This is a genomic window from Cohnella thermotolerans DSM 17683 (genome assembly GCF_000429825.1).
Lineage (GTDB): Bacteria > Bacillota > Bacilli > Paenibacillales > Paenibacillaceae > Cohnella > Cohnella thermotolerans.
On sequence record NZ_AUCP01000033.1, the window covers coordinates 63,220 to 74,948 of the forward strand.

The window sequence follows — 11,729 nt, forward strand, 5'->3', positions numbered from 1 at the left end:
CCTGTTAGTGAATCTTGCTGTCGTAGTTTTTTTGCTTTTGTCATGTTTGCTAGGAAGCCTCCGTCAAGCCCATGGGTATAAAAAAAGAAACTTACTCTCTCAATATATCATGTTTGTATCTTTCGAAATAGTTCTTTTTGGGTAAAGGCCTATCCGCCTTTTTGGTACGATTCGGTTAGTTCTTCGCATAAATTAGATCGAAAGGACGATTCATCGTCCTGGATTCTGCCGTTAGCGGCCGTCTCGGAGGTGATACAGATGATGCGTCTTGTTCCGTTCGACATCGAGGGACATACGGCGCTCGGAGCCGAAGTGCTCTTGCCGGGTACGACTCTGCTGGCGATTACGGCCGGGAACGGTTACATCATGTGCGGTGCCTTGGACGTCCAACTGCTGAACGAACGCCTCAAAGACCGCCGGATCATTGCCGGAAGGGCGGTCGGCGTGCGCACCTTCGAACAGCTGCTCGAAGCGCCGCTGGAATCCGTAACCGATACGGCGCGGAGCCTTGGCATCGAACCGGGAATGACCGGCCGCCGTGCGATAGCCGTCATGGCCGCCGCCGGCGCCAAAGCTCACGCCGAATAACCTGGAATACGGGCGTTCCGCCGCCTTCGATCAATTCTCGAACAGCGCGCGCAGGCCGGAATCGTAAGGGGCTCTGACGATGCCCTTCTCCGTAATGATCGCCGTCACCAGCTCGTGAGGCGTGACGTCGAATGCCGGATTGTATACCGCTACGCCCTCCGGCGCCGTTCTGCGGCCGAAGCCTTGCGTCACTTCGTCCGGATGGCGTTCTTCGATCGGAATGTCGGCGCCGGTTGGCGTCGACAAATCGATGGTCGAGAGCGGACAAGCTACATAGAACGGGATTTGGTGCGCCTTGGCAAGCACGGCAACGCTGTAGGTGCCGATCTTGTTCGCAACGTCTCCGTTGGCGGCGACGCGGTCCGTACCGACGATGACCGCCTGCACCCATCCCTTGGACATGACGTGTCCCGCCATATTGTCGGTAATGAGCGTGACGTCGACGCCGGCCTGCTGAAGCTCGAACGCCGTCAGGCGCGCGCCTTGCAGCACCGGCCGCGTCTCGTCGGCGAACACTTTCAGATGGATGCCCTGCTCGAGCGCCAAATAAAACGGAGCCAGCGCCGTTCCGTATTTGGAGGTGGCCAGCCCGCCGGCGTTGCAATGCGTCAGGACGCCCATCCCGTCCCGGAACAGCGATAGCGCGTGCTCGCCGATCCGGCGGTTCGTCTCCTCGTCTTCCGCTTGAATTTGCTTGGCTTCGTCCACCAGCGCCTCGGCGAACTTGGCGCCCGCGATGCCGGCTTCCGCCAGTGCCGCGGCCCGTGCTTTCATCCGGTCCAAAGCCCAGAACAGGTTGACCGCCGTCGGACGCGAAGTCGCCAAATATTCCGCATGACGGCGTGCTTCCTCCGCCATCTCGCCAGGCGTACCGTCGAAGCCGCTCACCCCGAGCGCGACGCCGTAGGCGGCGGCGATGCCGATCGCCGGGGCGCCGCGCACCTTCAGCTCGCGGATCGCTTCCCACACGTCCTTCGGCGTCCTGAGCTCCAAATAGACGATTTGCTCGGGCAACAGCCGCTGATCCAGCAGCTCCAACACGCCGTCCGCCCAACGCACCGACTGCAGCACCTTCGAAGCTGCGGACGTATCATGCTCGTTCATGTTCATGTCTCCTTTAATTCTGGCCGGCGATCAGTTGCCGACCGCTTGTTCGGCGATGCGGATGACGTCGTCGATCGATTCCGCCTGGCGGTGATGAAGAATAAGACCGGTACCGATGGCAAGCGCCAGCCGCTGGGCGCGCTCGCGGACTGCCGCGTCCGGAATCGTGTCGATATCGGCGACGTGCGCCAGGCCGTAGACGCGGCGAACGGTCTTCGCGCCGGCGAAGCCGACCGTATCCTTGAGCAGCCTGCGCATGTAGTCGTCCTGGTAGCCGGCCGCTCGGGCGACCCGATCGACGCCGTGCTCGTTCCACAGCTTGCGGAATTTCGCCTCGAACAGGTTCCAGACGTCGCGCACCGTGTTCAGCAGATAAGCGCGGCGGTCGCGGCGCGAAGCCTCGTCCGCGCTCCAGTGCTCCTGCGCGGCAAAGTTAAGCAGCAGGTTGGCGATGACCGCCCCGACGTCGAAGCCGATCGGCCCGTAGTAGGCGAATTCCGGATCGATGACCTTGGTCGATTCCGGCGTAATGAAGATGCTTCCCGTGTGCAGGTCGCCGTGCAGCAGCGCCTGCGCGTGCGTCAGGAACTTCTCGCGCAGCAGCGCCACCTCGAACAGCAGCTTCTCGTTCTGCCAAATCGCTTCCGCGGCGTCCCGAATGTGGGCTTCGATGTTGTTCGTCTCGGCGTCGAAATAAGGATCCTGGAAAATCAAATCCTCGGTAATTTTGCACAAATCCGGATTGACGAATTGCTGCACGAGCCGCTTCTTCTCCTGCTGGTTCATGCCCAGATCGGAGGTGAAGAACAACGTGCGGGCCATAAATTCCGATATATGCTCGGCGAATTTCGGATAGATTCCGCCTTCGATCAGTCCGCGGCGCATAATGACGTGATCGCTCAAGTCCTCCATGACGGTCAGCGCGAGCTCCGCATCCGTCTTGTAGACGCGCGGCGCCAATCCCGGGGCGAGTTCGCCCTGCTTGACGAGCGCTTCACTCTCGATCCGCGCCCGGTCCAGCGACAGCGGCCACGATTCGCCTACCACCTTTGCGTAAGGCAGCGCTTGCTTGATGATCAGGCTGCGGCCGGTTGCCGGCTGGGTAATATGGAAGACCAAATTCAGGTTGCCGTCGCCGATCTCCCGGGAGACGAGCTCATCTTCGGTCGGGAATACTTCCTTGACCGAGCGCGCAATTTCGATTGCTTCCGCTTCGCTGAGCGGATGATACTGGCTCAATTGACGTCCACCTCCATAAAAATTCGACATGCTCGTGCGTCCTTCCGACGAAGGACTTTGCCTTAAGACAGTATAAAGCAATTGGGCCGCCGTTGAAAGCGGCTTATCCGCAGTCTCCGGCGCGACCGCGCACGATGCGGCGAACCACATTCGTCGGCCGAGCGGACAAAGGCCGTTTCATCCATCGATAACCGTTATGTTATAATCGGAATATAGAGAAACGAAGGGAGTCAGATGACCGAAAATGGAACGACCGATCGCGCTCAGGGAATGGGCGGTTGCCGTGAAGGCGCTCGAAGAGGGCCGGCAGTCGATCGTGCTCCGCAAGGGCGGAATCGCCGAGGAGACGAAGGAATTTCGTCTCGAGAGCCCGCGCTTTTATCTTTTTCCTTCCTATGAGCATCAGCGCCCGGAGCTGGTGAAGCCCGAGTCCCGGGACGCAGTGGACCGCACGAAGGAGGAAGCGGCGGCTCATCCGGAGACGGTGCGGGTGACATCGTACGCCGAAGTCGAAGACGACATCGAGGTGACGGACGCCGAGACGCTCAAGCGGCTGAACGCGATGCACATATGGACCGAAGATTATGCCGAGGAGAGGCTCAGGTGGAAAAAAACGAAGCCGCTTCACGTGCTGCTGCTTCGGGTTTACAAGCTTGACGAGCCGATCGACATCCCGATGAAGGATATATACGGCGGCTGCAAATCCTGGCTGCGTCTGGAAGAGGAGTTCGCGGAGCCCGGCCGAACGCCCGTGCTGACCGACGCAGAATTTCAAGCGAAAGCCGAAGCCGTCAGGCGGGCGATCGCGGGGTAATCGACAACGTCGTGGCGATTCTTGACGTCCACCGTTTATGAATAGCGAGGTTTGCGTTTTTCAAGCCGTTTTCATAAAATGGAGGTTGAGAATCAGTGAGAATCAAATTAAAATAATTATAATTTAGGATGCGGAAGCACTGGCTTGGCGCAGCAAGTGGTCAACCACAGCTTCTTCTGCCTCCGCAAATCTCTGGAGGGAAAACACCATGTCCAGCATGTTCGAAATCCGTGGCCTCAAGTCGGCCATTGAAGGTAAAGAAATATTGAAAGGATTCGATTTGAAGATCGGCGCCGGCGAAGTGCACGCGATCATGGGCCCGAACGGCACCGGGAAGAGCACGCTCGCTTCCTCGATCATGGGACACCCGAAATACGAAGTGACCGAAGGCGAAGTGCTTCTGGAAGGCGAGAACGTTCTGGAGATGGACGTCGACGAGCGCGCGCGCGCCGGCCTGTTCCTGGCGATGCAATACCCGAGCGAAATTACGGGCGTCACCAATGCCGACTTCCTTCGCAGCGCCATCAACGCGCGCCGGGGCGAAGGCAACGAAATCTCCCTCATCAAGTTCGTGCGCCTGATGGAAGGCAAGATGAAGGAGCTCGAGATGAATCCCGAGTTCATGCATCGCTATCTGAACGAGGGCTTCTCCGGCGGGGAGAAGAAGCGCAATGAAATTCTCCAGATGATGATGCTGGAGCCGAAGCTCGTCATTCTGGACGAGATCGACTCCGGTCTCGACATCGACGCGCTCAAGATCGTTGCGGCCGGTGTCAACGCCATGCGGTCCGCGGAGCGCAGCTTCCTGATCATCACTCACTATCAGCGTTTGTTGAACTATATCAAACCGGACTACGTTCACGTCATGATGCAAGGCCGCATCGTGAAATCCGGCGGGCCGGAACTCGCGGAACGGCTGGAAGCGGAAGGCTACGATTGGGTTAAAGAAGAGCTGGGCATCGTCGACGAGACGGTCGGCCAAGCATAAAGAGGACAAGGGAGGCAACTATCATGAGTACACCGACCACCTCTTTCGGCCGCGAAGCCGCCTCCGCGATCGCCCGCAGCAAGAACGAGCCGTCCTGGCTCGTCGCCTGGCGGGAGCAAGCGGGCGAATGGGCCGCGACCCTGGAACTGCCCAAGCCGGAGAAAACGCCGATCCAGCGCTGGACGCTGAACGTTCAAGGCGTGCACCGCCCGGGCAAGACGGTTGCCGCGCTTGCGGAGCTGCCGCAAGCGATCGCTTCCATGCTGGACGCGCAAGGCGACGGAGCCGTCATCGTCCAGCATAATTCTTCCGTCGTTTACACGCGGCTGCCCGAAGATCTGAAGGCGAAGGGCGTCGTGCTGGCCAGCCTGGAAGAAGCCGCGCGCACGCACGAAGAGCTGATTCGCGCGCACTTGATGACGGCTTACGCCCGCGACGAGCACAAGCTGGCGGCCATGCACGGAGCGCTGTGGAACGGCGGCGTGTTCCTGTACGTGCCGCGCGGCGTGGAGATCGAGGCTCCCGTGCAGGCGATTCTGTTCGCCGACGACGCGGAAGCGACGTTCGTGCCGCATATTCTCGTCATTGCGGAAGCGAACAGCCGCGTCTCCTTCGTGGAGAACGTCTCTTCGGCCCTGGGCGACACGGACATTACGCTGCTCCATAACGGAGCGGTCGAAGTGTTCGCCAAGGCGGGCGCGCATGTTCAATATGCCGCCGTGCATCATATGGATAGCTCGGCGATCGACATCTCGTACCGCCGCGCCGTTCTGGACAACGACGGACGCGTCGAATGGCTCATCGGCGACATGCACGAAGGCAATACGCTGTCGGATACGAAGACGATTCTCAAGGGCAACGGCTCGACCTCGGACGCCAAGATCATCTCCGTCGGCACCGGCCAGCAGCGGATGAGCGTGACGACGGGCGCCGTTCACATCGGCCGCTCCTCCGAGAGCGACATGGTGACCCGCGCCGTCATGAAGGACGAAGCGACGGCTATTATCAACGGCGTGACGAAGATCGAGAAAGGCGCGACCAAAGCGAACGGCCAGCAGACGGAGCGGGTGCTCATGCTGAGCCCGAAGGCGCGCGGCGACGCCAACCCGATTCTTCTGATCGACGAAGACGACGTCAAAGCCGGCCACGCGGCAAGCGTAGGCCAGGTCAATGCGGAGCAGGTGTATTATCTGATGTCGCGCGGCATCTCCCGCGCGGAAGCGGAACGGCTCATCATCTACGGCTTCCTCGATCCGGTCGTTTCCGAAATTCCGCTGGAAGTCGTGCGCGAGCAGCTGCAACGCATTTTGGAAAGGAAGCTGGGGTAAATGGATCCGATCGCGCTCAAAGCCGAGTTCCCGATTCTCCATCAGGAAATCAACGGCCATCCGCTCGTCTATCTCGACAACGCCGCGACCTCCCAGAAGCCGCGCAGCGTCATTGAAGCGGTCAAACGCTATTACGAATGGGACAACGCGAACGTGCACCGCGGCGTGCATACGCTCGGATCGCGGGCGACGGACGCTTACGAGGGAGCGCGCGAGAAGGTGGCGCGGTTCCTGAACGCAGCTTCCACGCGCGAGATTGTGTTCACCCGCGGCACGACCGCTTCGCTCAACTTGGTCGCGCACGGTTACGCCCGCCAGGTGCTGAAGCCCGGCGACGAGATCGTCATTACGCCGATGGAACACCACAGCAATCTCATTCCATGGCAGCAGGCGGCGAAAGCGACGGGCGCGACGTTGAAGTACATCCCGCTCCAGCCGGACGGCACCGTAAGCCTGGCGGACGTGGAGAGCACGGTGAACGAGCGCACGAAGATCGTCGCCATCGCCTATGTCTCCAACGTGCTCGGCACGGTCAATCCGATCGCGAGGATCGCCGAGATCGCCCATCGCAACGGGGCGGTTATCGTCGTGGACGGCGCGCAGAGCACGCCGCATCTGAAAGTGGACGTTCGGGCGCTCGACGTTGATTTCTATGCGTTCTCCGGGCATAAAATGTGCGGACCGACCGGAATCGGCGCGCTTTACGGCAAGGCGCAGCTGTTCGAGCGAATGGAGCCGGTCGAGTACGGCGGCGAGATGATCGATTTCGTCGATCTGTACGAATCGAGCTGGAAGGATCTCCCATGGAAATTCGAAGGCGGAACGCCGATTATCGCCGGGGCGGTCGGCCTCGGCGCAGCCATCGATTTCCTCGAGAGCGTCGGCCTGGACGAGATCGACCGCCACGAGAAGAAAATCGCGAAATACGCCATCGAGCGGCTGTCCGCCATCGACGGCATTACGATCTACGGGCCGAAGGAAGATAGGGCCGGCCTCGTCACGTTCAACCTCGGCGACGTGCATCCCCACGACGTGGCGACGGTGCTCGATACGGAAGGCATCGCCATCCGGGCCGGGCACCATTGCTGCCAGCCGCTCATGCGCTGGCTGAAGGTGAGCGCGACGGCCAGGGCCAGCTTTTATCTATACAATACCGAGCAGGACGTCGACCGTCTCGCCGACGCGCTGATCAAGACAAAGGAGTATTTCGGATGAATCCGCTCGACGACCTTTATCGCCGCGTCATTATGGATCATTATAAAAATCCCCGCAACCGCGGGACGCTGGACGACGGCTCCGTAACGGTCAACCTGAACAATCCGACCTGCGGCGACCGGATCAGCCTGCAAATGCAAATCGAAGGCGGCGTCGTGAAGAACGCCAGGTTCACCGGAGAAGGCTGCTCGATCAGCATGTCCTCGGCTTCGATGATGACCGACGCGGTCAAGGGCAAGACGACTTCCGAGGCGCTCGCCCTGGCCGATAAATTTTCTTCCCTGATGAAAGGGGAAGGTGTAGAATTCGAAGAGTACGAAGACATCGCTGCGCTGTCCGGCGTGAACAAGTTCCCGGCGCGCATCAAATGCGCCACGCTAGCCTGGAACGCGCTTCGCAAAGGAATCGAGCACGGCCAAGGGCAGCATGAAGGCATCGAAGAGTAAGGCCAAGCGGGGAACCGAGCCATCGGCCGCGAATTATATAAACAGGGAGGTTGATCGTCATGGCGAAACAAATGCCCGAGCTGGAAGAGTACAAGTACGGGTTCCGCGACGAGCATAAGGCGATATTCCAATCCGGCAAAGGATTGACGCCGGAGATCGTCCGCACGATCTCGGAAATGAAGGGCGAGCCGGAATGGATGCTGAAGTTCCGCCTCAAGTCGCTCGAGCAGTTTGGCAAGATGCCGCTGCCGCGTTGGGGAGGCAATCTTGACGAACTGGACTTCGACGACATTCAATATTACGTCAAGCCGTCCGAGAAGCAAGGCAAGACGTGGGAAGAAGTGCCGGAAGAGATCAAAGCGACGTTCGACAAGCTGGGCATTCCGGAGGCGGAGCAGAAGTTCCTGGCCGGCGTGTCCGCCCAGTACGAATCGGAAGTCGTCTACCATAACATGCAGGAAGACCTCGAGAAGCAAGGCGTTATCTTCATGGATACCGACTCCGCGCTTCGCGAGCATCCGGAGCTGTTCAAGGAATACTTCGGCACGGTCGTTCCGCCGGCGGACAACAAGTTCGCGGCGCTCAACAGCGCGGTATGGTCGGGCGGCAGCTTCATCTACGTTCCGAAAGGCGTGAAGTGCGAAATTCCGCTGCAGGCGTATTTCCGCATCAACTCCGAGAATATGGGACAGTTCGAGCGCACGCTCATTATAGCCGACGAAGGCAGCTTCGTCCATTACGTCGAAGGCTGCACGGCCCCGATTTACAGCACGAACTCGCTCCACAGCGCGGTCGTCGAGATCATCGTCAAGAAGGACGCGCGCGTCCGCTACACGACGATCCAGAACTGGGCTCCGAACATCTACAATCTCGTCACGAAGCGCGCCGTCGCCGAAGAGAACGCGACGATGGAGTGGGTCGACGGCAACATCGGCTCCAAGCTGACGATGAAATACCCGGCAGTCGTGCTCAAAGGCCGCGGCGCGAAAGGCATGGTGCTCTCCATCGCCGTCGCCGGCAAAGGGCAGCATCAGGATGCCGGGGCGAAAATGCTTCACCTGGCGCCGGAAACGACGTCGACGATCGTGTCGAAGTCGATCTCCAAGCATGGCGGCAAGGTGACGTACCGCGGCATCGCTTCCTTCGGCCGCAACGCCGAAGGCGCGAAGGCGAACGTCAAATGCGATACGCTCATTCTCGACAACCAGTCGACGAGCGACACGATCCCGTATAACGAAGTCATGAACGACAACATTACGCTGGAGCACGAAGCGACCGTGTCCAAGGTGTCCGAGGATCAGCTGTTTTACCTCATGAGCCGCGGGTTGTCGGAAGCCGAAGCGACGCAAATGATCGTCATGGGCTTCATCGAGCCGTTCACGAAGGAGCTCCCGATGGAGTACGCCGTCGAGATGAACCGTCTCATCAAGTTCGAGATGGAGGGGAGCATCGGATAACCTTGATTTATCAATGGTTTTCGGCTCATGGCAAGGGTTAAAAAGCGGCTTTTGCCCCCTTTTTGCCCCTTAACTACGCATGGACGTATTGTTCGTAAAGCGCCAAAGCGTCGTCTTCGATCTTTTGGGTAACGTGCAAATACGTGTCCGCGGTGATCTTGACGCTCTTGTGTCCAAGACGCTCGGACACGTATTTTATGTTTGCGCCGGCTTCGAGCAAGTGGACTGCGTGTGTATGACGCAGCGCATGCGGGGAGAGGATAGGAAGGCCGGCCCGCTTACACTTTGAGTTTGCCCAAGCGCGGCAGGATATTCAGCCTGATGCTTCCCATTCTTTATAATAAGATGAGTATCCCGAAACAACTTTATAATCCCAATCTCCACCTGGTCTTACTTTGGCAACCCACATTCCGACTGTAGCTTCATAAGCAGCTGTCGGGTCCGCGTAAATGCCTGTTGCAAGAGCGTTGTAATAATTGACAACAGTATGATAATTACTATTGGCAATGGAATATGCTTGTAATACAGGAGCACCTGGATCAGAGAAAGGAACTACAAGTTGCTCTCCCTCTGCTCTTTTATCCAGTGAATTTTGATAAACAGCTTCGGCAACTTCAGTTTGCGAACCTACTTTTATATTGAAGTGATCATCAAAAGATACTCCACCAATGCTAACATCAAAATTAATAGCGTCCATATTTTGTAGGTATTTATCAAACAGATCAGAGTCTACCCCAAGTTCCGAAGCAGTTGCATTTATAACGATTTGGCCGTCATCCGTTAAAGAAGCAAGTCCATTCTCAACCACTTTCTGATGAATCTGCCTAAGCTGCTGTGTTAAATTTGAATCTTGATCTCCCTGTGATGGTTCTGCAGATGCCACACCAGCAAAAAGGAGTAAGAATACGGCGACAGGAGACAGCATTACCTTAACCTTCGACATTGCATATACCTCCCAACATTTGGAATGACCAATTGTACCATATTGTTGCAAAACATCGGAATAGTTCCATGGTACTAATGTCTTATTACTAAGGAATAGTTTCACTTATTATAATTTGTAAGAGATAAGTGGTGAGACAAGCTTGGAGGTAACTGCATGGTAACGTTCTTAAAATTAAATGGCATTAGCGTTATGTACGCACTTGCTTTCTTTGCTCACACTGAAATGTGGGTCAATTATTATCGGATTCAAAGAATAACAGGATTCCATCATATTGGTACACTAATTAACATCTCGATCTTGTTGATTTATATTGCATTTTCAATTCTGTGTTATATTCTTACTAAAAACTTATTCGGTAATCGCAGGATAAAAAATGTGCTTTCCGTATTATGGATTCCGTATTTTTTGATTTTTACCTTAACGTTTGCTTCTCAGTACCCGATTACGAATCCCCAAGATAAACCACTTCCGGCAATTGGTCTGATAATAATTGGTATTGCGATTGTTTTCCCTTTTTATATTACTTTGATCAACTTCTTCGCCTCCCAAAGTACTTGAAACGTAACCGCAGATATCACTCACTCTTCTGCAATTTCACGTTGTCTTCAGAAGGGGTTATGTAAAGGACAGTCATGTAAGGCCAACCATGCACATTCAGCTCAAGGAAGGGGTTCTCGGTACGTCCCCGTTACTGGGGAATCGTTTCGGCCGGTTCCCATCCGGCCCATATGGCGTTGTGCAATCGTCAGGCGGGGACGTCTTTTATTTGCTTTGCCGCTTCGATTAAGCATTGTATGCGGCGCAGCTGCTCCGAGCTATCCCTGTAACGAGAACTGTAGCGCACGATATCCTCAACCCATATCAGCACAAGTTGATTAACTGTGCTGATCGACCACTCAATGCCTTCCGAACCGAATTTTTCTTACCGTTGTTTGAATACAGCAATAAAATCTTCCACGCTTTCGCATTCCGTTACTTTGATTCCATATCCCGCATACCTCCCTTGGGAGCCCCGAAGGGCTCCGCTGATTATTGATTGAGTGTCGGCAAACAAAACGGATCGGTTTCCCCGTCATCCGGCGTCCAGGCGTCAGCCGGTTCGTTCGGTTCATCGCACCAGTAATCGTCTAGTATCTCGCGTTCGCAGTCTGTGCAATGCTCCAGGATGGTGTATCCTCCGACTGTAGCTCTCGCCTTCGAATACGAGCAGGTGCCCGTGGTGCGCCAAACGGTCAATCATCGCCGCGGCCATCTGGTCATCGGTGAAGACGGTCCCCCATTTGGAGAACTCCAGATTGGTCGTAATAACCAGACTGCGGCTCTCGTAGCTGTCGGCAATGACACGGAAGAGCAGCTGCGAGCCGTCCTTGTCAACGGGGATATACCCCCACTCATCGAGAATGAGAAGCTGGCAGCGCTGGATCTCGCTCATTAGGCGTTCGAGCGTGCCGCCGCGCTTCGCTTCAGCCAAACGCATCACCAGCTTTGCGACCGTGTAAAACTTCACTGTCATCCCGAGCTCACAGGCACGCAGCCCAGCCGCAATGGCCAGGTGCGTCTTGCCGGTGCCGACGGGGCCGTACAACACCAGATTTCGCCGTCCT

At 56.9% G+C, this 11,729-nt stretch carries 11 protein-coding genes and 1 pseudogene; 7 read left to right on the top strand and 5 right to left on the bottom strand.

What is annotated here, in order from left to right:
• Positions 1-258 precede the first annotated feature (258 nt).
• Positions 259-588, top strand: coding sequence for a YunC family protein (locus G485_RS0105705; protein WP_027091763.1), 330 nt, complete (start codon positions 259-261; stop codon positions 586-588).
• Positions 589-618: 30 nt separating this feature from the next.
• On the opposite strand, the gene mtnA is transcribed toward G485_RS0105705, so the two are convergent.
• Entirely contained in the window at positions 619-1,692 is a 1,074-nt protein-coding gene (mtnA, locus tag G485_RS0105710) for an S-methyl-5-thioribose-1-phosphate isomerase (RefSeq protein WP_156922155.1), read from the bottom strand.
• A 30-nt stretch (positions 1,693-1,722) separates the two neighbouring features.
• A complete protein-coding gene (gene mtnK / locus G485_RS0105715) occupies positions 1,723-2,931 on the bottom strand; it encodes an S-methyl-5-thioribose kinase (RefSeq protein WP_027091765.1) in 1,209 nt (402 codons plus the stop codon).
• A gap of 244 nt (positions 2,932-3,175) precedes the next feature.
• Between mtnK and G485_RS0105720 the strand changes: the two genes are divergently transcribed.
• The 6 genes from G485_RS0105720 (at position 3,176) to sufB (ending at position 9,179) form a co-directional block, all read left to right on the top strand.
• Positions 3,176-3,745, top strand: coding sequence for a DUF1802 family protein (locus tag G485_RS0105720; RefSeq protein WP_027091766.1), 570 nt, complete (start codon positions 3,176-3,178; stop codon positions 3,743-3,745).
• A gap of 208 nt (positions 3,746-3,953) precedes the next feature.
• Positions 3,954-4,733: a Fe-S cluster assembly ATPase SufC gene (gene sufC, locus G485_RS0105725; protein WP_027091767.1), complete on the top strand. Its 780-nt coding sequence runs from the start codon at positions 3,954-3,956 to the stop codon at positions 4,731-4,733.
• 23 nt (positions 4,734-4,756) lie between these two features.
• The gene (sufD, locus tag G485_RS0105730) at positions 4,757-6,061 is read left to right on the top strand and encodes a Fe-S cluster assembly protein SufD (RefSeq protein ID WP_027091768.1); all 1,305 of its coding nucleotides are present in this window, start codon (positions 4,757-4,759) and stop codon (positions 6,059-6,061) included.
• Entirely contained in the window at positions 6,062-7,276 is a 1,215-nt protein-coding gene (locus G485_RS0105735; protein WP_027091769.1) for a cysteine desulfurase, read from the top strand.
• Complete coding sequence (gene sufU, locus G485_RS0105740; protein WP_027091770.1) at positions 7,273-7,722, top strand: Fe-S cluster assembly sulfur transfer protein SufU; 450 nt, start codon at positions 7,273-7,275, stop codon at positions 7,720-7,722. The genes G485_RS0105735 and sufU overlap by 4 nt, the downstream gene beginning before the upstream one ends.
• Positions 7,723-7,781: 59 nt before the next feature.
• Positions 7,782-9,179 (top strand): Fe-S cluster assembly protein SufB, encoded by a 1,398-nt coding sequence (gene sufB / locus G485_RS0105745; RefSeq protein ID WP_027091771.1) that lies wholly within the window; start codon positions 7,782-7,784, stop codon positions 9,177-9,179.
• A 73-nt stretch (positions 9,180-9,252) separates the two neighbouring features.
• Here sufB and G485_RS25260 read toward each other — a convergent pair.
• The 3 genes and pseudogenes from G485_RS25260 to G485_RS25265 all read right to left on the bottom strand — a co-directional run.
• Positions 9,253-9,465 (bottom strand): annotated as a pseudogene (locus G485_RS25260) (tyrosine-type recombinase/integrase); the annotation flags it as partial.
• Between the two features lie 27 nt (positions 9,466-9,492).
• Positions 9,493-10,122 carry a hypothetical protein gene (locus G485_RS29735; RefSeq protein WP_156922157.1) on the bottom strand — a complete coding sequence of 210 codons (630 nt, stop codon included), beginning with the start codon at positions 10,120-10,122 and terminating at the stop codon, positions 9,493-9,495.
• Positions 10,123-11,233: 1,111 nt separating this feature from the next.
• Positions 11,234-11,729 (bottom strand): ATP-binding protein (locus G485_RS25265; RefSeq protein WP_035154941.1); only part of this gene is annotated, 496 nt, incomplete at its 5' end.